The organism is Paenibacillus sp. LHD-38 (assembly GCF_031157315.1).
In the GTDB taxonomy this organism is placed as follows: Bacteria; Bacillota; Bacilli; order Paenibacillales; family Paenibacillaceae; genus Pristimantibacillus.
This window is the reverse complement of the sequence record NZ_JAVIFU010000001.1, coordinates 35,863-61,451: the sequence shown is the minus strand read 5'-3', so window position 1 is coordinate 61,451 and position 25,589 is coordinate 35,863. Positions and strand designations below refer to the sequence as shown.

Below are 25,589 nucleotides of genomic sequence, written 5' to 3'. Positions count from 1 at the left end.
AGGTGAGATTATTCTATCAATCAAGAACGCCCCTGTAAAGAGAATTCAAAATGAAAGATTGAATTGGCTCCGCACTTCCCCTATTCATCAAAGAACCCTTCTGCAATAGCTGCAGAAGGGTTCTTTGGAAGTATTTATAGGATGGTCACAGAATCTGTATTTCCCGATCCTGGTTTGGAATTATTTTGTGCAGCTGAAAACAAGAAAAAGCGGGATTCTCATCCTTCTCTGATACTCTTCCTCGCTGTTAAACATCTGGTGATTCGGCGTGCATTCTCTAACATCCTCAATTTGAAACCCTGCGCGCTTCAACGACTGAAAATATTCCTCGAAGGTTCTGTGGTATTTGATTACACTTTCACCAATCCAAGGTTCAGTACGCTTACCCATTTCAAAATAATCGTCGACTATCCAGTCCGACTTCTTTCCAGATGCTGCAGCACTTTTCATCGATGAAGTTAAGACGGGGTGTTGTACGCTAAAAATAAATTTGCCCTTGGAATTTAATGCACGGCGGATTTGATCAAACGTTAGTTTTAGGTCTTGCAAATAATGTAATGCCAGCCGTGAAATCACCAAATCGTATTGCTGAGCGGGATAATTCCAGCTCTCCATTACAGCATGATGAATCTTGCTATTGGCTGAATCTACTTTGTTCCTCGCCTCATTTACCATATTAACCGAGCCTTCCACACCCTCATAGAAGCCGCATCCCAGCTTGAGCAGCTCGTATCCGAAGCCAGCATCCCCACAACCCAAATCAAGCACCTGTTTACCGGCGACATCGCCAATAAGCTCAAGCAGTACAGGCTTTTCAATGATGTTGTTTGGACTGTCTGCGCGGTTTCTTCTCGATAAGTAGTTAACAAAAAAATCAGTGTTGTCATAAGCGGATGACCCTTTGTATTCCAAACGAATACCTCCTGACCTACTTTGTATATAGCCTAAGATATTAGGGGGATGCACGAAGATGTATTTCTTTAGCCCGCTTTTGGGTCTTATCTTTCACTTCTTGAATATTCTCTGCTTCAACGTAATAACCTGCAGGTGTTCCTCGAAACGGGTTATGTACTCCTCTTTCATTCCTTTTCTTAATAGATTTTATTTACACCGTTAGGGGGAACAAAGGCTGTCGATCCTATCAGCAGCCTTGTAGATGTTTATTGAGTCTAGTAAAGTTAATATGAAAAACACATGGGAATTAGGTGTATGATGTTGAAACCCTATCTTATTTTTGACTTTGACGGAACGCTTGTTCAGTCGAAAAAGCTGGCTATCCAACTTTTTAATGAGCTTTCAGAAAGCTATGGTGGACGAAAAATTAGTAACCAAGATATTGCATATCTTTCAGGCTTATCTATTCCAGATCGTTTACGATCTCTAAATGTTCCTCTACGGAAGCTCCCAGCGTTAGTTATCGAAGGGAAACGCGAATATAAGAAGGCAGCTGTTCACTTGCAGCCAGTTGAGGGTATAAGAGATGTTCTTTTCTCACTTAAAAAAAATGGTTATTCGTTTGGGATTCTTTCGTCCAACACATCGGAAAATATCCAGCAGTTTCTTGACCTTAATGAGTTTCCCTCCTTTGATTTCATTCATTCAGCCACGAATCTTTTCGGTAAGCATAAAGCAATTACAAGCATGGCTCGAAAATTACAGATTCACCGCAGCCGCATGCTTTATGTAGGCGATGAACAACGTGATGTACAAGCTTGCAAGAAGATTGGGGTGAAGATCGCTGCAGTTACGTGGGGATTTGATTCCGCCACCTTGCTGGCTGCAGCAAAACCGGACTTTTTATGCGATTCTCCTGAAGAATTTGCTGGTCTTTTTCAGACGATAAGTTTATAAAGCGCCTGTCTTCACCGCGCAGCACTGGCATTCCGCCACCTATAAAACGAGAAGACTGTCCAAAAAAGGCAATCAGCCTTTCTAGACAGTCTTCTTTTCTCTCCATCTGCTAGCTCACAAAACTTGGATTCACCTGCCCCGTAGACTCCCGATAAAGCAGGTCTCCCGCAACCAGAAGTTTCTCCATCGGTTCCTGCTTGCTCTCGATTCGGCTGATAAGGCGATCAACCGCACGTTTCCCAAGCGCTTCCTTAGGCACATGCACGGTTGTCAAAGCGGGTGTCATCCGGAAAGAGTCATCAATATTGTCGTAACCCGTGACCGATACCTCCTCGGGCACCGATACGCCGAGCTCCTGCAGCGCTTTTACCGCGCCAATTCCAATCATATCGTTGGCGCAAAGCAAAGCGGTAGGCAGGGCCTTCGCCTTTATCCGTTTCATGGCCCACTGTTTAATCGGCTCTAGAAATTGTTCATGCTCGAATCCCTCAACCGGCAAATAACATTCGCTGCTGATGGCGAAACGGGACACTTCATCTGTCTGCTCCTCCAGCGCGCTGCGGAAGCCCAAGAAGCGGTCCTTAAAGCTTCGTGAATAGTTCACATCACCGATAAAGCATAGCTGCGTATGCCCCTTGCCCATTAAATGCTTCGTAAGGCGGTACATTGATTCATAATTGTTCGTAAATACCGTATCGCTAGGAATAAGCATGTCCTCATGATCGACGAGAACCATGGGCAGGCCAATTCGATGCACCTCCAGCAGCAGCGGTGTCGAGATTTCACCCACGCCGACCAGCCCCAATATACCGTTAGGGTTTAAGAAATGCAGGAAATGATCGACGCTCTGCTCCGAGACAATAACCATGCCGTAGCCGCCCTCTTCCAATCTGGAAGCTATGCCGTCTAGAATGCGTCCCCAATAGAGCGACTCCTTCGTCTGAAAGCGAATGTTCGGCATCAGCACGAGCACCGACTGTTTACCCGCAGCAGGGATTTTGGGCAGCTGCTCCAGCTTCATCGTCTTAACATAAGCGTTCTTTTGGGAAAAATAGCCTAACTGTGATGCTGCTTGAATAACCCGCTCCTGCGTAGCCTCGCTGACTCCGCCTTTACCGGAGAGCGCCTTGGAGACGACAAACTTGGATACACCCAAATAATCGGCAATTTGCTGCATCGTGACCTTCTTTGACATTACAAAACTCCACCTTAACTTTCGGTAATGGTTCGTGCTGCTTTCCATAGCTCGTTGTATTTATCGAATGCCTTCTGCAAATCAGGAGCGGCAATCCATTCCTGAATAAAATCGCCTGACCACAAAGAAATTTGCGCCGAATTCGCAATCTCGAGCAATAAATCATTCGGAACCCGGCGCTCCAGCAGCTCGATATTATAAGATAAAAACTGCTGGAACTGCGGCAAGGAAGGCCGCTGCTCCTCGTTGACAGGCAAAAATCCGGAGTCATCGACATAGCCGGACTCATTTACAAAAAACTTCACCCACGCCTCAGCCAGCTGCTTATTGTCGCTAAACTTGCTTACGCCGACAAACCAATCCGGGCTTAATGGCGCATAACGCTTATCGCTATTGTCATACGGAAACGGAAAAAAACCGATATCTTCCGATTTTGCTCCGGCAGCGATAACTTGATTAATGACCCAGTTGCCCATTAAATACATGGCCGCTCTGCCGTTTGCAATCTCTGTTTTGGAGGTTTCCCACTGATTTGACATCATCTGCTTCTCTACATAACCGCGATTGATTAGCGTTTTTACGATTGTAATCGCTTGACCCCAAGGGTTATCAATCTGCCAAGGCGCATCTTCGTTTACCATATTGTTTAAATAATCGGCATCGCCTGTCATATAGCTGACCAAATCCTCGCCCCATGTCATAAGCGGCCATTGGGCGCCATAGTTCAAATATACCGGCAGGATACCCGCATTCTTCAACTGCTCGCAAGCAGCATAAAACGCATCCAGCGTTAAAGGAATCTCCGTGATTCCGGCCTTTCTAAAGGCATCCTTGTTATAGACGATCCCCGTCGTCGAAGCACCCGTAGAAATGCCGTAACGGGCTCCGGCATAAGCTTTAAAATCAGCGAAGCGGATATTTTCAAACAGGCTGTCATTTAGCGGTTCGAAATAATCGGGCAAATTCTCATTTTTAATATTGTTTGGCAGCAGCAGCACATCACCCAGATTGCGAGTGGACAACCGGACCATAATATCGCTCGCATAGTTCGGCACGCCTTCGAAGGTCACGGTTACGCCGGGATGGAGCTCGGCGAATTGATCTGCATATTTTTTGAATACGCCGTTCTCCACAAGATCAACGCGATTGGTCAGCACTCTAAGCGTCACATTCCGGTTTTCCTGCTCGGTCTGGTTCTCAGGTTTGGTTCCCGCTCCGTTGCCAGGTGAATTGTTCTCGCAGCCTGCGATACACAGGCCGCATAACAGAACCACAAGCATTATAATGGACCTGTATTTGTTCATTCTGCTTCTCTCCCTAGTTCTATTGGAAGCTGTAAAATCACCTCGGTGCCTATGCCCCATTCACTCGTTACCTTCAGTCCATAGGTATTTCCATAGTGGAGCTTGATGCGTTCGTTAACATTTTTCAAGCCAATACCGCCTGATTTCCGTTTCACAACCGCTTCCTCTGCCCCAGCCAAAGAACGATTTAGGCGCTCTAGAGTCTCCTCGTCCATGCCGAGCCCGTCATCCTTGATCCGGAGCCAAATGATTTGGGAGGTCTGCTCGCTGCTGATTTCGATCCGCATGGACGGCTTGTTGTCATCCATGCCATGATAAATCGCATTTTCGACAATCGGCTGCAGCACAAGCTTAATAATGGGATAGCTTAACAAGTTTTCCGGCACGCGGGTAACCAAGCGAAAGCGATTCGGATACCGATAATTGAGCATTTCCACATAATTACGCATATGCAGCAGCTCTTTATCCAAGGTAACTTCCTCATGCAGGTCACTAATGCTGTAACGCAGCAGCTTTCCGAGTATCGCAATCATATCCGCGGCGATCTGATCGTCGTTCAGCTCAGCTGCCATTCGAATCGACTCCAGCGTGTTATACATAAAATGCGGATTGATTTGGCTCTGCAGCGCATGCAGCTCTGCTTCCTTCTTCTTCTTCTCGATCACATAAATATCTTGAATGAGATGATCGATCCGAACAATCATCCGATTGAACTGCGTACCCAGCTGTCCAACCTCGTCACGGTATTTAACCTGGAACTGTACGTTAAAATCGCCTTCCTGCACATTTCTCATCAAGCGCATCATCTTGCGCAGCGGATTCGTTAGCGCGAACGAAAAGACAAATGAAATGAAGAGCGCGACGATTATAGTAACAATCGTTGCAATCCAAGTCACTCTGCGTATTACAATCGTATCCTTAGTGAGCTCACTGTCAGGAATTGCGGTCATAACCTTCCAGTTCGTGTTAGGCGATGTCGTATAAATATATAATTGGTTTACACCGTCGCGTTCAAAATAAAAGCTGCCTTTGGCGCCCTTTGCCAGTCCAACCGCGCTATCATCCGCAATATTCGTTGCCATGCGAGATTTGTCGCTGTCGTATACGACATTCCCAAGCTCATCGATAATAACCGATTTCCCGTTCGTTACCTTATCTAGCTCGCTCATTTGGTCTTCAATGACGCTAATATTCGCATCAACGGCAATCAAGCCAATCGGCTTAAGCGATTTGTCGATGACCTTGCGGACGACGGTAAATGCATATCTGACGCTCTGCAAATTGCTTGTATACTTCTGGGTGCTGAACAGCAATGCTTCGCCGCCCGAGGTTTTCACGCGCTCGCGCCAGTAGTCGTAGCTCTCCTTTACATTAAGCCGAATTCCGCCGCCTGCCGTTGAATAGTAGCCGTTCCCGTACGTATCAAAAATATAAACGGAGTTTGCACCGCGTTTTATCGTATTGATGAACGATATATTTCCTTCTATCCCCCGCTGAATGAGAAGCAGCTGGTCAAAATCATCCGGCAGCTGGCTGCTGTTATTTCCAGCTGTTTGCTGCCGCTGATCATAATAAGCATTCGAGCGGATTAAATTTTGCTTTATGTCGTCTTGATAAGCCGGAATCGAAGAAATACGAACCATGTCCTCGATGTAATCATCCACTCGAACCATCATATTTTCAAGCATTTTGGTTGAATAGACAATCGTCTTTTCCTCGATCGAGCGTGAATAATTGCTATAGGAGATGTAGCCGATAAACGCCAGCGGCAGCGTAATTAGAAGCAGGAAGACGATAAACAGCTTCCTCTCCATCCTCATTCCGCCAAAAGCCGCCCATATGCGCCACAATCGTTTTTTCACACTCATCCTCACTCCCTCATTCTCTAGATGGCTGGCATGACGTTTCCGCCGTTTACAGGAATATAGGCGCCTGTTATAAAGCTTGCCAAATCGGAAGCCAGAAATGCTACCGTATTGGCAATTTCTTGATCGGTGCCTCTGCGCTTCAGCGGCACGCTTTGCGCATAAGGATTGTTTTCATCAATGCCGCTTGCACGGTCGCGATCGCTGATGGTCCACCCTGGCGCCACCTGGTTAACCGTAATCTGATGCTCCCCTGCCTCCTTGGCTAGTACGCGATAAACGCCGTCCATCCCGCGTTTCCCGGCTGTATAAGCCGATTGGTTCGCAAAATTTTGCATCGCGCATTCCGTATTTATGCCGATCACCCTGCCTGCTTTCCGTTCAATCATCGCAGGCACGAATGCTTTGGCCAAATAGACGCTTTGCAGCACACAGGATTCGAACTGGCTGACATAATCGGCAATAGGCTGCTCCAGTATGCTTGTCCATTGATATTGGATAACCGCGTTCGCGACAACGATATCTACATGTCCAAGCTCCGCGGTTACCTTTGCTTTCATTTCATTAATATGCTGCTCGTTCGTTACATCCGCCTGCACGATCATCGCTTGTCTTCCGAGATCGGTAATTTCCTGCAAAAGCTCTCTCGCCTTAGCTTCGTTATTATTATAATGAAGCACGATGTTAGCGCCGCAGCTAGCAAGCGCACGTGCCGTTACCCGACCCAAATCGCCGGTCGCTCCTGTAATTAATGCTGTTTTATTCGATAGATTAATTTGCATGCAATTGTTCACCCTTCTTATGAAAAGAGATTTGTTATATCATTTATCATAAATTATGCTACCAAAAAATCAATGTTTTATAAAGCGTATTCAAAAAAAAGGCGGATTTGCCTACAAGTAAACGACATAACGAATTAATTTATAATATGGTTATCTTTTTACGCTATGAAATCCGGGTGTTTCTAGCAATATTCCTTGTGATTTAGACTGTTTTCATGTATATTACAGTCTATACACACCAACTAATCATTCACATATGTATTAATAATATCGCTCATTCGGAGGTTATCCATTGAAAATCGAGCTATCAGAGCAAAGCCTGCCCATATTTGAGGCGATTTCAAGTAATGTTCGTATCCAAATTATTCATCTGTTATCCAAAAAATCAATGAACATTCGTGAGCTTGCCGAAGCATTAGGGCTAAGCAGCGCGATTATGACTATGCATGTCAAGAAGCTGGAAAAGGCGGGCATTATCCGTTCCGAAATGACGCCAGGCAAAGGCGGTGCCGCACAGAAGGTGTGCTCCCTTAGCATGGACGGACTTGAAATCGCTTTTCCGCGCAAGGATGTCGTTCATCGCGAATCCAGAAGAACGGAAGTATCCATTGGCCACTATACCGACCTAAGCATTGTTCCTACCTGCGGCATATGCACGACCGAGAAAGTTATCGGCATCTTCGACGATCCGCGTTACTTTCTTGATCCGGACCGCGTCAACGCCAAAATTTTATGGTTCTCACAAGGCTACATTGAATATAAAATTCCGAACTTCCTTCTCAGCAGCGAAAATCCGGAAGAGCTCGAAATTTCAATGGAAATCTCGTCGGAAGCACCGCTTACCAATATGAATTGGCCTTCGGATCTTACGTTCTTCTTTAATGGCGTCAAAGTCGGCATGTGGACGAGTCCTGCCGATTACGGCGGAAAGGGCAAGCTTAATCCCCCATGGTGGTTTGACGATGTCAACCAATTTGGATTATTGAAGCGGCTTATTATTAAGAAAGACGGGACTTATATGGACGGTCTCAAGCTTTCCGATGTTAGTCTCGACGAGATTGACATCAGCAACAGCCACTGGACCTTCCGTATTGCCATTCTTGAGGATGCCGAGCACATCGGGGGTTTCACCTTATTCGGGTCTGGCTTTGGCAACTATAATCAGGATCTCATCTTTAAGCTCTATTATACGAAGGTGGCTCAAGAAGATCGGACGCTGGCCTAAAGAAGATTATAATAGAGCGTCAAGCGTAAACGGCTGATGCCGTCTTTAGCGGCAGAAGCTCGTTTCGCGATGAAATATAAGCATTGTATAAGGTTAAAATTGATACTTTCTTATATTTTAAAAGAAGAGCTGTGCGCCTCGGGGGCGCACAGCTCTTCTTTTCAGCGTAATAGAGAAAACCGTTGGATTTCCGTCCGCAATATTAGCTTAAAGATCTTAAAGCATTCGTATCGAAATCCTGCAGCTCATCCGTACGACCGTCGCGTATTTTTGCCGCCCACTCCGGATCGGCCAGCAGCGCTCTGCCGACTGCCACGAGATCAAACTCCTCGTTTTCCAGCCTTTCCAGTAATCCGGCTAAAGAAGATGGCTTTGCCGTATTTCCTGTGCTGCTTCCAAACTCATTGTCGAGACCGACTGAGCCGACGGTTATCGTCGGTTTTCCAGTCAGCTTCTTTGTCCACCCTGCCAAATTCAATTCGGAACCCTCAAACTCAGGCTCCCAGTAACGGCGCGTAGAGCTATGAAATACATCGACTCCCGCATCAACGAGCGATGTCAAAAATTGCGAAAGCTGCTGGGACGACTCGGCTAATTTCGCCGTATAATGTCCGCCCTTCCACTGGGAAAAACGCAGCACAATCGGAAACTCGGCTCCGACAGCACGGCGGCACGCCGCCACAACCTCAACTGCAAAACGTGTACGGGCTGCCAAATCACCGCCGTAACGATCTGTACGCTTATTTGTTCTATCCCAGAAGAACTGATCGATTAAATAACCGTGCGCGCCATGCAGCTCAATGCCGTCAAAGCCGATTCTAGCGGCATCGGCCGCAGCCTGCGCAAACGCGGCGATCACGTCGGCAATCTCGTTTTCCGTTAACGGCTCTGTTACTTTTTCTCCGGAAAGATTTAGTCCCGATGGTCCGATCGGCAATGCCTCCGGATTAGGAAGATCTCCAATTTTACGCGTCAATCCCACATGCCACAGCTGCGGAATAATCTTTCCTCCAGCCTCATGCACAGCGTTCACTACGTTTGACCAATGACTTAAAGCAGTCTCTCCGTGAAAGCTAGGCCAATTCGGGCTCGCTCCTGCGGCGGGATGATTTATAAGCGTTCCTTCCGTAATGATCAGGCCAACTCCGTTTTCCGCCCTCCGACGGTAATAAGCAGCGACATCCTCACCGGGCACTCCGTTCGGTGAATACCCCCTGGTCATCGGCGCCATAACAATTCGATTGGCAACCTCTAGATTTTTGGATGAGAAAGGCTTAAACAACGCTTCAACCGACGTTTCACTTTTGGCATTAGACATATGGACTCCTCCTCTATATTCGGTATATAATTTAGTTACAGTTTACCCTTCTTTATAATAGCATTTATTCCCTTGTATTCCCAGTCCTATAATTAAAATTAATTTTTATCATCTAGCCGCTTATAAACATAAAAAAAAGACTGAGCAAAGGTCGATTTCCGCCTCGCACAGCCTTTAATGGCAGATCAGCATTTTCCTTGCCTCATGCTGATCTCCCTCTGTTTTCTTACTCAGCTTTCACCTCCGGAGGCAGCAGCACGATTCTGCCTTCTCCCAGCTCTACGCGCAGCTTGTTGGAGTTTTTCACGCCGATGGATTCGAGATAGTTGGCCGGAACCTGTAAGCGGCCTGCTTTATCAAGCACGGCATACTCCACATGGGTTCCCTCTTCCTCATCTGCTTCCTCCAGCTCCGCCAGCTCTTCTAGATACGAGCGTTTACGCAGCATCTCTGAAGAAATTTTGCCATCGCGGATAGCGGCTACGCGATCCACCTTCTTCGCCAGCTCAGGGTCATGCGTAACGATGACAACGGTAATGCCAATCGTTCGATTCAGCTCGCGGAACAAGTCGAGGATCTGATTGGCCATACGCGAATCCACCGATCCGGTCGGCTCGTCAGCAAGCAGCAGCTTGGGATGATTCGCCAGCGCAATAGCGATCGCGACCCGCTGCTGCTCTCCCCCCGATAATTCATACAGCTTGTTCGAAGCCCGGTGGCTAAGACCTACCGCATCAAGCAGCTCTTTGGCCCGCCAACGCTTGCGGCTCCCCGTAAGGAGGATCGGCAGCTCCACGTTCTCAAGCGCCGTCAAATAAGGGATAAGATTTCTTGCATTATTTTGCCAGACGAATCCGACGCTTTCCCGCTTATAACGCACGAAATCGCGCTCTTTAAACTTCAGCATATCTCTTCCGTCAACAGTCAGCTTGCCGGCCGTTGGGCGGTCCAATCCGCCCAGCATATTTAGAAGCGTCGATTTGCCGCTGCCGCTATTGCCGATAATGGCCATCAGCTCGCCGTTTTCAATATGAAGATCGAGGCCTTGCAGGGCGAATACCTCTAGGTCGGCTGTTTTGTATATTTTGACAAGCCCTTCGCAATGTATCATCCGTCAATCCTCCCCTAGCTTTATCGCTTGATGGATACGCAGGCGCGACAGCATGTACGCCAGTATGCCAAGCCCAATGACCAGCATGAAGCCGACAAGCAGATAGATGCGCATTAAATCCGAAGCGTCGAACATGACCTTGAACGGCGGTACAAGGCTGCTCGGATTAAAGGCAATTTGAAAATTAGGCACGTACAATCGGCTCGCCACGTTTCCGACTGCGATTCCAATGAGAACGGCAACGCCCGAGGTTAGCAGCTGTTCAACCGCAAGCATTCCGATAAGCTGTTTAAGCGATAAGCCAATCGCCCGCAATATACCGTTTTGCAGCGTTCTGCCTCGCAGTGACAATACCCAGTACAATAAAAACCCGATAAAGCTCACGAGAATTGACAGTACGAAGCCTAAGGTCAAAATTCCGTTTAACGCCATCAGAAACGGATCATTTTTGGCATTCACGAGCGCTTCTCTCGTATTCACGATGTTCGTAATCGGAAGCTTTGATTCCTTGAGTCCTTCATAAAACTCAGCCGTGCTTACCTCGGGCTTCAACTTGATCCAGACATCGTATGGCTCGAGGGCAAGCTGCACCTGTATGCGCGGCAAATGTCCTACGATCAGCATAGGCGCGTTACCGGTTGACGACTCATCGCTCGCATCCACGCTGCCTACGGCTGGGTTTGGATTAAAGGTAGGGAAATAATCGATAATGCCGTACACCTTAAACGGCTGCTGCGGCACATCGCTCCAGCCCACCCAGATCGTATCGCCAGGCTTCACCTTGTTTTGCTCGGCAAGCGTCTTTGAAATGAGCACGGCTTGCGAGTCGCCTGCGAGCAAATTCAAATAGTCATTGATCGGATAATCAAGCAAGCTGTCGCGAAACCAAGTCGTTTCTCCAAACTCATCGGTATCAATGCCGATAAGCGTTGCAGCCCCCGAGCTGTCATTCACGCTGAAGGCAGTTTCTTTTTTGAACACTTTTGCCGCATGCTCCACGCCCTTAATCGTCTTAAAAGGCTCAAACGCGGGCTCCAAATAATGTACAGGCGCTTGCGTGACCGGTGTTTCCGGCTGCGGCGCCCCTGGAGCTGGAGGAGGCGGGGCGTCATTTGTCCACTGCGACGTCAAAACGATCTCTGCGCCGTTGCCATACCTGATTCGGTCCTCAGTATTATTGTTGATCGTCCGTGCCGCAGAAGCGCTGAATACGCCTGTCGCAATCGTCATGATGAGAAAGATCATCAGAAATTGATATTGCGTGCTGGAGCGTCCGACTTGGATCAAGGTCGCGTATACGGATGGCGGCCACCACTTCTTACCGATCCAGTACACTAGCCTAAGCACCCATGGATACAAGCGGAGCAAGAGTAAGCCCGCTCCCATAATAAACAACGCGGGTACGACAAACTGCAGCGGATCGATGTTCAAATCATCGGCATTCAATCCTAAGCTTTGCAGATCGGCCAGCCTTTTTTTGAATGTGTATAATCCATAAATAGCCAGGGCTAGCGCAATGACATCTAGAAACATTTTATGCCATAGCGGAGATTTCAAAAGTCTGGCTAATTGCTGCTTATGTCCGACAATGGAGACGCGGGTCGCCATAATAATCGGAATAAGCATAATGACAAAGCAGGCAGCGGATGCGATTGCTCCATAGCGGTAAGCCTCCTCCGTCAGTCTGACAGGCAGGCGGACGCGCTGCACGAATTCGAGAAACCCATTCGATGCGCCGAGCAATTCGGTCAATGCTACGCCGAGCAATGGACCTATGCCAAATGCGACGCCGCATAAAATAATGCCTTCCACCGCGTAGGAGGTAATGACCTGCCAGCGCGCCGCTCCTCTGCTGCGCAGGACGGCAATTTCGTTCTTTTGCCGGTCGGCGATAAGATTCGATACCATAAACATATAAAAGCCGAGCATAATTAATACGGGAACATTCAGCGACCACATTAACGTTCTCAACTGCTCCGCCCGCTCCAAATACTTGGAGATAGTGTCGAGCGCCGGCGTTTCCGAAACGGTCTGATAAAGCGTTACGTTGTTTAGCATCACGTTGCGGATTTTGTTGGTCGTCTGAATGAAGTCATCTACGAATCTAAGCTCAAGCTTGGAATAATCCAGCACGAAGAACCAGCCTACCGAAGCTACCGGAAAACGGGCTTCCTGCATGAGATGCTGCTGCGCCAGCTTGTCGCTGATAACAAAACTTCCGCTCAGCTCGCTCAGGTCCGTATCTCTGAAATACGGATCATCATCCAGCTTCTTCTGAAAAACACCTACCGGCTTAAACTTTATTTCCCCGGCAATTTTATCGTCGTCGACAAAAAATTCCGAATCCAGAACCGTTTTGAATTGAATAAGGCCCCGTTCCGTAACAAGCACTTCATAAACGCCGTCGACTGGCTGCTGCTCTGCCGGCATTCTGCCGTCAGTCAGCTTGATATGCTCTTCTAGATCAGAGAAAGAGCGCAGCGTCATGGTCTTAACCGACTTCTTCGAACTCGGATCAGGATCGTTTTGCGGCCTGATTTTCATTGATTTCGATTGCATATCCACGACAAGCTGCTGCACCGGAATTTGAAAGCTGGCCTGGGCCTGCTCATGAATGTAGCGGTCCACTTGCGTATAGATCTTATTCATTTTCTCCGGTGTTTCTTTCGTGTAAAACAATTTATTATATTGGTTTCCGGGATAAACGCCTTTCTGGGTCTGCATCTTCTCTAAGTCCTTGACCAGCATCCGCGACAAAATAGCCTCTGAGTAAATCGGCATGCTGCTGACGAGTGCGACTGACATCACCAGGCCGATAAACAAACTAGCAACCAACCACTTATTTTGCACCATTTTTCGTATAATCATGACAAACAAAGCCACTTCAAAACCTCCCAAGCGTCAACGGCTGTAGATAAGCAATCGGCAAAAGCTCGTTCTATTACTGCAGCACGACGACCGCGCCTTCCTCGAGACCCTTCGTAATTTCCATTTCGGTCGATCCTTTAATTCCCGTTTCCACGTCGATTTCGCGAATTTTATTGCCGTCCTCCAGCGTTCTGACGAATGTTCTGCCAAGGAAGCTGCGCACGCCGCTGCGAGGGATCTTCAAGACATCATCGCGCTGCTGCAAAATAATTTTCACATCGGTAAACGCCCCGATCTTCGCGTCGCTCGGCACTTTTGGCACTTCGATGAACAGCGTCTTGGAATAACGATCCTGCAGCTGCTCGTTCAAGGTCGTTGGAGCCGATGACGGCGTTTGTACCACTTTGCCCTGAAGCTCTTGTGTGCCAAAGGTAACGACAGCAGGGAAACCCACATCTACGCTGCTAATTTCTGCGCCTGCCTCAACCCTGAGCGCAACCCGTAGCTTCGAGGGGTCGGAAATAATGACAAGCGTCTGATACGCCTCAACAAAATCGCCTTCCTCCAGTTCCTCAACAAACGTAACTTGTCCGTCCATACCGGCAACAAGCTGCTTGCTATTGAAGGTGGCCATCAACCTCTCCAGCTTTAGCTCCTCGATCTCCATTTGTAGCTTAGCGATATTGATCGCATCGCTGTCTGCGCCTGCTTTGGCTTGCTTAAACGACAGCTTCGCCCTCGCAACCGCGAGCTGCTGCTCCTTTAATTGAATATCTAATCCGTCAACGTTAAGCTGAACAAGGACATCGCCCTTCTTCACCTGTGCGCCGGCGGTCACCATCATCTTCGCGATTCGGCCGCCTTGGCCCGTAAACTGGGCAATCTCGGACTTCGTCGATTCAAGGCTGCCGCTTCCTTTAATTTCCTGCGTAATCGTCCCCTTCTCAACTGTGACCGTGCGATAATTTTCTTGCGCTGGTTTGATGAGAGGCGGCTTTAATGCCTCCTCCTCAGCAGGAAGCAAGGAACACCCCGTAAGTGAAGCGCTAAGAAGCAGCGCGAATGACCAGCCTAGCAGCGGCTTAAGCTTTTGCGACAATTTGTCCATCCTCCAATTCATAAACATGGTCAACAATTTCCATAATGGCAGGATCATGCGTCGTCATGATGATCGTCATGCCTGCCGTCTCTACCAAATCGCGAAATACCTTCATAATTTGCAGGCCCGTGCGGCTGTCCAGCTCGGCAGTAGGCTCATCGGCCAGCAGAAGCTTCGGCTTATGGGCAATCGCCCTTGCGATTGCGGTTCTCTGCTGTTCCCCGCCCGAGAGCTCGAAAGGCCGATGATGCATGCGTCCCTTCAAGCCGACCTGCTCCAAGGCTTCAACGGCTGCTTCCTTCCGGCCGTTCGCCGCCATACCGGAAACTCTTAATATGAATTCCACGTTTTCATAGGCAGACATAAGAGGAATGAGAGCGAAGGATTGAAAAATAAGTCCCATTTCATTGCGTCTAACCTTATCCCTCTCTTGATTCGACATCGCTGTCAAATCGCGGCCTGCAAACGTGATTTGCCCTTCTGTGGGACGGTCCAAGGCGCTTAGCAAATTGATAAGCGTCGTTTTCCCGGAGCCTGATCTTCCTTTAAACGCGATCAGCTTGCCGGCGGGTATGGATAAATCCACCTCTTTCAATACGGTGACTGCTCCCATTCCACGTCCGAACGTTCTTTTTAAAGCGCTTGCATGAATGATATCATGCGTCGTTGGCAGCATTTTAAGGTAAACCTCCGTTTCCAATAAAACGTTTACATTTATATCTTTTTCCATTTTAACCTCACCCATCTTGATGTACAAGCAAAAAAATAAGCCTATCAGACTAGCTTCGCTAGACTAATAGACTTTACCGGCATTATACATTCAACTTTAAAAAGAAAATGACAGCCGTGACCGTAATAATGCTCAAAATCGTGGAAACAAATACCGATTGCGAAGCAAATTCCGCTTCATTATCAAACTCTACCGCCAGCAAAACGCTGCTTAGCGATGTCGGCACGGCAGAGGAAACGATAAGTGCAGCAGCCGTCAGCTTATCGAGTCCCATTAGCCACACAATCAACCAAGCAAGCAATGGGCCCGCAACAAGCCGCAGCATACCCGATAAGCTGACGTCGATGAGAAGGGAGCGTTTGATTTTCCATTCCATATTGCCAAGCTGAACGCCTAATGTAATTAGCGCCGTGCCAATAAAGGCAGATGATAAATATTCGATCGGCGTAGCCAGCGTTTGCTGGATCGCCACCTCGAAGCCCCGCAATAAGAAAGCCAGCGGAATGACGTAAATGATCGGCATGGACAATATAGTCCGCCAAATGGCGCGCATGTCGGCTTTATGCGCATTGACATTATAAATGCCGTACGTGTTCGGCACCAGCGATTGCACCATCATAATTAATACCTGGATGGCGAGCGTCTTTTCATTTCCCGCAAAAGCCAGCTGATTGAGCGGTATGCCGTAATTCGCGCTGTTATAGAACAAGACACTGTTGCGCATCGCGCTTTTCATGCTGGGCTGGTAGCCTCTAATTCGAATGACAGCCTCAACGATGACATATTGCGCAAGCATGAAAATCAGGAAGAAAAACAAGATTTTTCCGATCACCTGCGCGGAAATATCGGTTTTATAAAGCAGATCGAACATGATTGCCGGCGAAAACAAGTAAAAGTTCAACTTGGACAAGGTTTTGATATCCAGCTTGAACGCTCTTTGAATAATGAAGCCGAGACCGATCATAAAGGCCATCGGAAGTACGTTTGTCATGAGGATATGAAGGAAAATACTCATTGCTGCATCTGCTTCTTTCTATTCTAGAGTTTGAGAAAGCGGCCAGTGCGGCCCTATGTTCGCTTCACTCATTTTAATAGGTTACGGATCGATTAGGCAAGCTTTCTGTAGGCCGGTCTTACTGATGCTGTTGCCCCGTATCAGATTTCTGATTTTCCCACTCTATCGATTAACTGGAATTTCTCCAGCTAAGTTAGCTATATTCAGCTGAAATTTTGAAATAACTGGAATTTTTCATGTTAATTCATCAATTTCGCATCAGACTCTCCTAATTGCACAGAATTAGATGGAACTTTTCCATCTAATTTCCTTTAAAAGCGGAAATCTATCATTTTAAAGGGAGAAATTCCATCTATCATGATCTAACAACTAACGACTAACGACTAACGACTAACGACTAACGACTAACGACTAACGACTAACGACTAACGACTAACGACTAACGACTAACGACTAACGACTAACGACTAACGACTAACAATTATCGATTAATGGCTGCGGATATAAACAAAAAAACGAACAGCCTTCCGGCGTATGAAGCCGTTAGCTGTCCGTGATTCTCATCTTTGAATACGCTTAGAGCTGCTGCTCCTGCTGATACAGCACCGTCGATAAATAACGCTCGCCGTTGCTCGGGATGACCGCGACAACCCGTTTGCCCGTGCCCAGCTTCTGCGCCAATTGAATGGCTGCAAACACAGCCGCCCCTGAAGAGATGCCGCCTAAAATGCCTTCCTCCTTCGCTACTCTTTCGCCGTTTCGAAGGCATCCTCATTGGTTACCTGTATGATTTCATCATACACCTTTGTATCCAAAATCGATGGAACGAAGCCCGCTCCAATACCTTGGATCTTGTGCAGCCCTGGTGATCCTCCCGATAAAACGGGGGAGGAGGTCGGTTCAACAGCCGCAATCTGAATGGATGGGAACCGCTCGCGCAATATTTCGCCCGCGCCCGTGATCGTGCCGCCGGTACCTACCCCCGCTACAAAGCCGTCCAGCTTGCCATCAAGCGACTCGATCGCTCTTACGATTTCGGGACCGGTCGTTTCACGATGAATTTTCACGTTGGCCGGGTTTTCGAATTGCAGCGCCGGAAAATATTCAGGATGCTTCACTTGAAGCTCCTGCGCCGTTCGAATCGCCCCCTTCATCCCTTCTGATCCCGGGGTAAGCACCAGCTCCGACCCGTAAGCCCGCAGCAGATTGCGGCGCTCCAAGCTCATCGTCTCAGGCATAACCAGAATCGCTTTATAGCCTCTGGCCGCTGCGACCAGAGCGATGCCAATGCCCGTATTGCCGCTTGTTGCTTCAATAATCGTATCCCCTGGCTTCAGCTTTCCTTCACGTTCAGCTTCTTCGATAATGCTAATCGCAATGCGATCCTTGACGCTGCTGCCGGGATTAAAAAACTCCAGCTTCAAATAAATTTCCGCGCTGCCTTCCGGCACCACTTTGTTTAATCGAACGAGCGGCGTACTCCCTATTAAATCGGTAATGTTGCTTACAACGAGACTCATGACATCTACCTCCTGCTATAGTAATGGCCCTGCGGCACGTGCCGATTCTTTGTGGAGCGATGTAGCTAACTGGCAGCTACACCGCAACATTTCCTTGCGAATGCTCATAAAGCTCCTTGTAGTGACCATCATGCTCGAGCAGCTCTTGATGATTGCCCTGCTCCACGATTTCACCGTGGCTCATGACAATGATACGGTCGGCCTGCATGATGGTAGATAATCGATGCGCGATGACAATTGTCGTCCGATCCTGGGACACGACTTGAAGAGCATTCTGAATCAGCTGCTCCGTATGGGAATCCAAATTCGCGCTCGCCTCATCCAATATAAGTACCTTTGGCTTAAAAACGATAATTCTAGCGAAGGAGATGAGCTGGCGCTCGCCTGCCGACAAGCCGCTGCCGCGCTCCGACAGCTTCGTCTCGTAGCCGTCCTTCAGCTTCTTGATGATCGTATCCGCTCCAACAAATTCGCAGGCGCGAATAACCTCCTCGCGGGAGATCGACTCATCGAACATCCTTATATTTTCGATAATGCTGCCCGAATAAAGGTACGGCTCCTGCTGCACGAGCCCGACCAGACGGTGCAGCGTGGCTTGCGGAATGTCTCGTACATCCGTCTCATCGATAAGTATGCTGCCTTCCTTCACATCTTAAAAGCGGCATAACAAGCTGATCAGCGAGCTTTTGCCTGCGCCGGTCGTCCCCACCACGCCAATGAGCTCGCCGGAATTAATGTGCAGGTCCAGATCGCGGATAATCGGTATCCCTTCCTCGTAGGAAAAGGAGATCCTGTTAAAATCGATCCGGCCTTTTACCTGCTCTAGGCAGAGGTTCGACATAGAAGCCTGATGTTCATCAGCGTCTTCACCCAGCTCTTCCTTCCGCAGATCCACATGGTCCAGCTCGCGATCCGTCACATCCGGCTTATTCGCAAACACGCTCCAAATTCGGGTAACGGCCACCGTAGCCGACTGGAGCGTATTCCACTGCTGCGTGATCGTATTAATCGGCTGAAAAAACTGGCGGATATACGTAATGAATGCATACAGCACCCCAAATTCAAGCTGCTGCCCGAGCACGGCATTACCGCCGATCCACGTTACGAACGCAATCGATAAATTGCTCAAAATATCAAAGGTCCGGCCAAACACGACATTCGTGCGGATTTCCCGTAGATTCGCCTTGAAATACAAGCCGTTTCGCTCATTGAACTGTTTCTCCTGCTCCTTTTGCTGGTGGAACACCTGCACCAAGTTCATGCCGGACAAATTCTCCGCTACAAAAGCCACCAAACGGGACAATCTCGTTCTTGCAAGCTGATAGGTCGTACGCATGAAGGAACGGAAGGCAATGGCGATTGCCCATATGATCGGAAGCAGGATTAAGCAATACAGCGCAAGCTTCGTGTCCAGCTGAAACATCATCACGATAATGAAGATCAGGGTCAACCCGTCTCGGAACAGGCTCAGCAGCACTTGATTAAAAAATTGGTTCAGCGCCTCGGTATCGCTCGAGACATGCGTAATGAGACTGCCGCTCGACATGCGGTCGAAATAGCGCATCGACTGCTTCAAAATATGTCCGAACAGCTGCTTGCGAATACGCGACACGATGCTTTGGCCGATATTTTGGAGCAAATTGTTTTGAAAATAAGTAAAAAGCAAGCTCGACAAAGATAAACCAAAATAAATAAAACAAATCGTAAGCAGGCCTTTGAAATCGTTTTTGCCGGATAATAAATTATCATCAATCGCAATTTTCATCAAAAAAGGCTGCAGCAAATCCGATAAAATGGCTATCAATGTACAGCAAAATACGCCGATGAATGCCCACAAATGCGGTTTTGCATAGCCGAACAGCGTGCGGAAGGCAGATACATATTCCGGCTTCTGTTCCGGCTGATTAGGATCACCCTTCTGATCCGCCTGCCAATTATGAATGGCTTGTGCCGGTCGCATGTTGACTCCCCTCCTCCTGTATGGCATGAAGCGTAGCATAGAGTCCTTGCTGCATGAGCAGCTCAGCATGCGTTCCCCGCTGTACGATCATACCGTCATCCAGTACGATAATTTCATCCGCATGTTTAATTGCACTGATGCGGTGCGCAATAATGATCGTCGTTTTGCCGTTTCGATCGGTTTGGAGCGCTTCAATAATGCCCTTCTCCGTCACCGCGTCAACCGCACTGACGCTATCATCCAAAATCATAATAGGAGCATTCTTGACGATTCCCCGCGCAAGGCTCGTTCGCTGGCGCTGGCCGCCCGATAAGGTTAAGCCGCGCTCCCCGAGCCTGGTTTCGAACTGATTCGGCAGCTCAATGATATTATCGTAGATTTGGGCATGCTTAGCAGCAGCCTCAACGGCGTCAAGATCAAGCTCTCTGTTAGAGAAAGCGATATTTTCTTTAATCGTCGTACTGAATAAGAAGCCATCCTGGGGTACATAGGCAATTTGATTGCGCAAGCTCGCAAGCGTCATCTCTCTCACATCCGTCTGCCCGTACACGATGGTGCCGGGAGGCGGATCAAAGGTGCGGAGCAGCAGCTTCATCAAGGTTGTCTTACCGCTGCCTGTTCGGCCGATGATGCCTAGGGTCGTACCGGCTTTCACATTCATGCTTATATTTCGCAGGACGGGATTCGAACCTGGATCGTAAGCGAACGTCAAATTCCGAACAGTGATCCCTGCATCCTCCAAATTTACAGCCTTAGCATGATCCAGCTCGACAATATCCGATTGCTGCGCGAGCAGGCCGTTCAACCTCTCCAGAGAAGCGCGCGAGCGTTGAATGGAATTGATTACGTTACCAATTTGCTGAAGCGGATTCATCAGCATTCGGATATAGAGCGTTAAGGCAACAAAATTACCGAGTGTAATCTGCTTCGTAATCGTCAAATAGCCGCCAAAAGCAAGCCCGATAATTAAAGCGATTGCCCCCAGAAATGGAATCAACGCCTGAAAGAATGATGAAACCCGCACCAGACGCAATTGCTTATGCCTGATTTGCTCTACGGTTTTGCCAAAACGCTCATTCATAATGTCTTCGACCGCAAATTTCTTGGTCACCCTTATCCCGCCGAATTGCTCTTCCGCGGTTTCCGTCATCGTGCCCAGCGCTTCCTGCACCTCGAGCGACCTCTTTCTAATAATCGGACCGAGATAGACAACGATGACCGGGATCAGCAACAGCGGGAAGACAGAAGCCAATATTAAATAATAGGGTATGTGGCTCAGCAGCATCATGGTTATCGCCGCGATCAGCAGCATCGTCGCGTTTGCGGTCGAATTGACGCCCATAGAGATGGACTCGCGAACCGCGGTGACATCATTCATAAAGTAGCTGAGCAGCTTGCCGACGCCATTCTTCGAATAGAACTTTTCGCTCATGTCGGTAAAATGCTTAAACAATCCCCTTCGTACAAGAAACTCGAATTTTCTTCCCACATACATAACCAAATACATCGCTAAGCCGTTAAACAGCACATGACCGACACCAATCAGCAGCAGCAGCAAGCTGTAGTCCACAATCAGCTTGCTCGTTAATCCGCCCAATTGCAGCTTATCCGTGAACTGACCCAGCACCTTTGGAAAAAAAACATTGATCAAGTTAGAAATCAAATGGAAAAAAATCGAGATCAGGTAGATATACCACGTTTTCCGAAAAAAATCTGCCAGTATTCTTTTTGATTTCAAAAAACGATCACTTCCTAAAATGGAGTATTTTTGTTACGCTTCATCGGTTTGCGGGAATTGCAATTCATACAGCTGGCTGTAACGGCCTTGGAGGTTCAGCAGCTCGTCATGCGTTCCATGTTCAACGATCTGCCCCTGCTCCAGTACGTAAATCCGATTTGCCTTCTGAATGGTAGATAAACGATGCGCAATAACGAGACAGGTCCGGCCTTGGAGCAATTGCGCCAGCGCATCCTGGATGTGCTGCTCCGATTCTGTATCAAGCGAAGCCGTAGCTTCATCCAGTATGATAATCCGGGGATTTTTCAGAATAGCTCTAGCAATAGAAAGCCGCTGCTTTTGCCCTCCTGACAGCTTTACTCCCCGTTCGCCAATTTGCGTCTCATAGCCCTGCGGGAAGGAATCGATAAAGCCGGCAGCATTCGCCGCTTCAGCCGCCGCGATAACCTCGGCATCCGTCGAATGATGATTGCCGTAACGAATATTTTCAGCAATCGAACCGTTAAACAAGACGATATCCTGCGACACAATACCGATCTGCTCTCTAAGTGAGGCTATCGTGACATCCTTTAATGAATAACCGTCAATCGTTATTTCTCCAGACTGCGGATCATAAAATCTAGCGATGAGATGCGCAATCGTTGTTTTGCCCGAACCCGATGATCCGACAAGCGCGGTCACCTTGCCAGCCTCCAGCTCCAATTGAAAATCTTTGAGCACGGTTGAATCGCTCGAATAAGCAAAATCGATATGATTAAAAACGATATGCCCGCTTACAACAGGAAGACTGCTTGCATTTTCCCGTTCAACGATCTCGGCTTTCGTGTTCATGACTTCCATAATGCGCTCGTACGCGGCAGCCGATTGCTGAATCGTGTTCATGATGCGGCTAAAATGACGAACCGGATTTTGCAATAAACGCAAATAAGCAATAAACGCAACAATGGTGCCCACTGTCATCTGATCCTTCATAGCCAGCCATGCGCCGAAGACCAGTACGATAGCGAGACCAAGAAAATTAAGAAAATCGATAATAGGTTCATAAGCAGCCCGCAGGCGGGTCACCTGAATATTCGCATCCATGTTCCGCTGGGTTCGTTCGGAGAACCGCTCCGACTCGTATTCCTCAGCGGTAAACGCTTTGATTAGCCTTATGCCGGTCAGCGTATTTTGCAAATGGTCGCTGACATCGGCCACGGACTCCTGCACCGTTCGGAACGACGATCGCATTCTCTTGCCAAAGACTTTCGTCGTCAAAATCATAAAAGGGAAGGTCGCAAGCAGCAGCAGCGTAAGCTTCCAGTCTATCCAAAGCATATAAATCGCAATGGCTGTAAAGGTAAAAAAATCGGTAAATAATTGCATCATGCTGGAGGAAATCATCTGCTGGAGGATGCTTACGTCGTTCGTGACGCGTGACATCAAATCGCCGGTGCGATTGCGGTCAAAGAAGGAAACATCCAAGCTTTGCATATGCCGGTAAAGCTCATTTCGAAGATTGTAAAGCACTTTTTGCCCGACGGAGGCCATAAGCGAGGTACTGATATACCGCAGGGCGCCTAACGCGACAGCCGAGCCCAATACTCCTCCGCCAATCAGAATAAGCTTGCTGAACAGCTGGTTCGGGATAATATGGTCGATCGTATAACGAGTCAATTGCGGCACGATGAATTCCAGCAGCGAAATGGCAATAACACAGGCTATCGCAGCAATCAATAGAGGCAGCTGCGTCTGGGCATGTTTATAGATCCGTATGAACATGCTGTATATGCTTGCCGGCTTTGCCTTCTCGCCCGTTCCAAATTTTCTCATGCCGCCGCCCTGCCTGAACGTGGGAGCAGAGTTAAGGTTGTTGCTCATAGGCATCCCCCTCGCCATTGCTTTCTGCTTCAACAGCGATTTGGCGAAGCGCGAGACGCAGTTGATCGAGCACGATACGGAGCTGCACCGCTTTGCCGGCATCGTTCACGGCCGTCCGCTCAGCTGCCTTCAGTAAATGAAGCAGCTCCTTGCCCGCAGGCGTTAACCGCCGATTGGGCTTGTTTCGATCACATGGCACTCCCTCTTCATCCGGGCTGCTAAACTCCCGGCGGTCTGAAGCATCAACGGCGCTTTCCTTCTCCTCAAGCAAATAAACCCTGCCTTCTTCCGTGATTTCAAATATCTTCTTGCCGTCCTGCTTCGAGGATTCCACGAATCCCTGATCCCTCAGCATTTGTAGGGTTGGATATATCGAGCCTGCACTTGGCTTATAAGTGCCTCCCGATTGCTCTTCGAGCGCCTTCATCATTTGATAGCCATGCATGCTCTCTTTCCCCAGCAGCTCCAGCAGCGCATATTTTACTCCGCCGCGGCTGAAATAGCGCCTGCCTGAACCACTGTTATCTCTTTCATTTGCATGATGCAAAAATAATCGTTCCTCTGGCTGCCACACTTCTGTCATTCCGCAATCTCCTCCGTTAACGATATATCGTATTAATTAGAATACTATACGATATATCGTTAATTGGCAATCATTAGTTGCGTATAAAAAAAGGAGGCCTAGCTTTATAAGCTAAACCTCCGGTTTTCCAAAACAAACCTTTTTTATGTCCTTTGCCGCTTTACGGAAGATGGCGATTTCTCTAAACCCATTCGAAGCAAAATAGCGGTAACCGTCAGCCTTGAGCGGTACAGTTGATAAGCGACTCCGATAAGCAGCCAACAGAGCCCCATGTATAAGGCAGTTCGATCAAGCAGCGTGAGCAGCCAGCCAACGAAGCAGGCGCCGCAAAGCGGAATAACAAGGTAAACGATCGTCTGCTTAAAAGATCGCTTTTTCTCTTTCACATACAACTGTACAATGACCGATCCGTTCACAAACACAAATGCCGTTAACGCGCCGAGGCTAACGAATTTGATCGCCGTTTCCAAGTTTAGAACCAGAGCAAGCAAGGATACTATACATACAACCGCAATACTGTTGACCGGCGTTTTATATTTGGCATGCAGCTTTCCGAAAAATCGTTTGGGCAGCGTCGAGTCCGTCCCCATAACATGCAGCAATCTGGATGCGCTCGTTACGGCAATAACCCCCTGCGTAAACACAGCCAGGATAAGCACCGAAATGAAAATCGATTGAAGCCCTGCCCCGCCGACCAGCTTCATAAGCTCAAAGCCCGCTGCATCCGCATCCGAGAAAACAAGACTTGGAAAAACCAGCTTTGTTAGAGCGGAAACGACGATATACATGACGGATGCAATAAGAACGATCAGCATAATGGCGCGGGGTATCGTTTTGCGGGCATTAATCGTTTCATCCGCCAAGGTGGTAACCGTGTCAAAGCCAAGAAAGGAAAAGCAGACCAATGACGCGCCGGTCAGAATCGTCGAGATTCCCCAATCACCCTGGGGCAGCAGAGGCTGTACGGCAACCGCTGCAGCGCCACCGGCCAGTCCTTTAAGTAAGTAAGAGCAAAACACGGCAATAAACAAAATTTGTACAACCACAAATATTTTGCTGATGCCTGCCGAAAACCTAATCCCCACGATGTTCACGGCAGCAAAAATAAGATTGATCGCAATAATCCATAGCGATGCCGGTATATCCGGAAACTGCGCATGCATATAAAGACCAAATGTCAGGCAAGAGATGACAGGGGAAAATATATATTCGAGCAGCACGACCCACCCGACCAAAAAGCCCGCATACGGATGGATAGCCTTTTTGACATACGTATAAGCCGAGGCAGAGGATGTAAATCTTTTGGACATTACGATATAACTTATTGCAGTTAATAGAATAGTTGCCGCCGCCATGCTGTACGAGCCCGTCATCATGCCTTTAGAGCCTTCGTAGGCAAGACCGTATACGGTAAAATAAATCATAGGCGACATCCACGCCAAACCCAGGGCAACAACCTGAAACAACGTTAACGTCTTTTTATACGTCACTTTTTCTTCCATCATTTACACCTCTGCCATATTGTTTTTATTTCTTGTGGGTAATAAAACAAGAAAAGCCCGGGA

General features: G+C 48.2%; 17 protein-coding genes and 2 pseudogenes. 2 read left to right on the top strand and 17 right to left on the bottom strand.

All coding sequences use genetic code 11. The features are described 5' to 3' along the window. Positions 1–180: 180 nt before the first annotated feature. Positions 181–912 carry a class I SAM-dependent DNA methyltransferase gene (locus RCO25_RS00285; RefSeq protein ID WP_308994154.1) on the bottom strand — a complete coding sequence of 244 codons (732 nt, stop codon included), beginning with the start codon at positions 910–912 and terminating at the stop codon, positions 181–183. Between the two features lie 297 nt (positions 913–1,209). On the opposite strand from RCO25_RS00285, the gene RCO25_RS00280 reads away from it, so the two are divergent. Further along, complete coding sequence (locus RCO25_RS00280) at positions 1,210–1,851, top strand: HAD-IA family hydrolase (RefSeq protein WP_308994153.1); 642 nt, start codon at positions 1,210–1,212, stop codon at positions 1,849–1,851. 109 nt (positions 1,852–1,960) lie between these two features. On the opposite strand, the gene RCO25_RS00275 is transcribed toward RCO25_RS00280, so the two are convergent. The 4 genes from RCO25_RS00275 to RCO25_RS00260 are packed head-to-tail and all read right to left on the bottom strand — an operon-like array spanning position 1,961 to position 6,997. After that, positions 1,961–3,046: a LacI family DNA-binding transcriptional regulator gene (locus RCO25_RS00275; RefSeq protein WP_308994152.1), complete on the bottom strand. Its 1,086-nt coding sequence runs from the start codon at positions 3,044–3,046 to the stop codon at positions 1,961–1,963. A 14-nt stretch (positions 3,047–3,060) separates the two neighbouring features. Further along, positions 3,061–4,350 (bottom strand): ABC transporter substrate-binding protein, encoded by a 1,290-nt coding sequence (locus RCO25_RS00270; RefSeq protein WP_308994151.1) that lies wholly within the window; start codon positions 4,348–4,350, stop codon positions 3,061–3,063. Beyond that, positions 4,347–6,218 carry a cache domain-containing sensor histidine kinase gene (locus RCO25_RS00265; RefSeq protein ID WP_308994150.1) on the bottom strand — a complete coding sequence of 624 codons (1,872 nt, stop codon included), beginning with the start codon at positions 6,216–6,218 and terminating at the stop codon, positions 4,347–4,349. Before RCO25_RS00265 ends, RCO25_RS00270 begins: the two co-directional genes overlap by 4 nt. A 17-nt stretch (positions 6,219–6,235) precedes the next feature. Beyond that, on the bottom strand, positions 6,236–6,997 hold the full coding sequence (locus RCO25_RS00260) for an SDR family NAD(P)-dependent oxidoreductase (RefSeq protein WP_308994149.1): 762 nt from the start codon (positions 6,995–6,997) through the stop codon (positions 6,236–6,238). 292 nt (positions 6,998–7,289) lie between these two features. On the opposite strand from RCO25_RS00260, the gene RCO25_RS00255 reads away from it, so the two are divergent. Further along, positions 7,290–8,222 carry an ArsR/SmtB family transcription factor gene (locus tag RCO25_RS00255; RefSeq protein ID WP_308994148.1) on the top strand — a complete coding sequence of 311 codons (933 nt, stop codon included), beginning with the start codon at positions 7,290–7,292 and terminating at the stop codon, positions 8,220–8,222. 202 nt (positions 8,223–8,424) lie between these two features. Here the strand turns inward: RCO25_RS00255 and RCO25_RS00250 are convergent, their stop codons facing one another. From RCO25_RS00250 to RCO25_RS00195, 12 genes and pseudogenes are all read right to left on the bottom strand, one after another. Then, entirely contained in the window at positions 8,425–9,540 is a 1,116-nt protein-coding gene (locus RCO25_RS00250; protein WP_308994147.1) for an NADH:flavin oxidoreductase, read from the bottom strand. A 226-nt stretch (positions 9,541–9,766) separates the two neighbouring features. Continuing rightward, positions 9,767–10,651 (bottom strand): ABC transporter ATP-binding protein, encoded by an 885-nt coding sequence (locus RCO25_RS00245; RefSeq protein WP_308994146.1) that lies wholly within the window; start codon positions 10,649–10,651, stop codon positions 9,767–9,769. A 3-nt stretch (positions 10,652–10,654) separates the two neighbouring features. Continuing rightward, positions 10,655–13,534, bottom strand: a complete 2,880-nt coding sequence (locus RCO25_RS00240; protein ID WP_308994145.1) for an ABC transporter permease — start codon at positions 13,532–13,534, stop codon at positions 10,655–10,657. A 58-nt stretch (positions 13,535–13,592) separates the two neighbouring features. Then, entirely contained in the window at positions 13,593–14,618 is a 1,026-nt protein-coding gene (locus RCO25_RS00235; RefSeq protein WP_308994144.1) for an efflux RND transporter periplasmic adaptor subunit, read from the bottom strand. Continuing rightward, the gene (locus tag RCO25_RS00230; RefSeq protein ID WP_308994462.1) at positions 14,602–15,294 is read right to left on the bottom strand and encodes an ABC transporter ATP-binding protein; all 693 of its coding nucleotides are present in this window, start codon (positions 15,292–15,294) and stop codon (positions 14,602–14,604) included. The genes RCO25_RS00235 and RCO25_RS00230 overlap by 17 nt, the downstream gene beginning before the upstream one ends. Before the next feature lie 136 nt (positions 15,295–15,430). Continuing rightward, on the bottom strand, positions 15,431–16,363 hold the full coding sequence (locus RCO25_RS00225) for an AEC family transporter (RefSeq protein ID WP_308994143.1): 933 nt from the start codon (positions 16,361–16,363) through the stop codon (positions 15,431–15,433). A gap of 576 nt (positions 16,364–16,939) precedes the next feature. Next, positions 16,940–17,883, bottom strand: a pseudogene (gene cysK, locus RCO25_RS00220) (cysteine synthase A). Positions 17,884–17,959: 76 nt separating this feature from the next. Beyond that, positions 17,960–19,843: pseudogene (locus RCO25_RS00215) on the bottom strand (ABC transporter ATP-binding protein). Further along, a complete protein-coding gene (locus RCO25_RS00210; RefSeq protein ID WP_308994142.1) occupies positions 19,818–21,581 on the bottom strand; it encodes an ABC transporter ATP-binding protein in 1,764 nt (587 codons plus the stop codon). Before RCO25_RS00210 ends, RCO25_RS00215 begins: the two are co-directional and overlap by 26 nt. Positions 21,582–21,614: 33 nt before the next feature. After that, a complete protein-coding gene (locus RCO25_RS00205) occupies positions 21,615–23,441 on the bottom strand; it encodes an ABC transporter ATP-binding protein (RefSeq protein WP_308994141.1) in 1,827 nt (608 codons plus the stop codon). Continuing rightward, entirely contained in the window at positions 23,425–24,024 is a 600-nt protein-coding gene (locus RCO25_RS00200; protein ID WP_308994140.1) for a PadR family transcriptional regulator, read from the bottom strand. Before RCO25_RS00200 ends, RCO25_RS00205 begins: the two co-directional genes overlap by 17 nt. A 143-nt stretch (positions 24,025–24,167) precedes the next feature. Next, positions 24,168–25,529: an APC family permease gene (locus RCO25_RS00195; RefSeq protein WP_308994139.1), complete on the bottom strand. Its 1,362-nt coding sequence runs from the start codon at positions 25,527–25,529 to the stop codon at positions 24,168–24,170. Positions 25,530–25,589 lie beyond the last annotated feature (60 nt).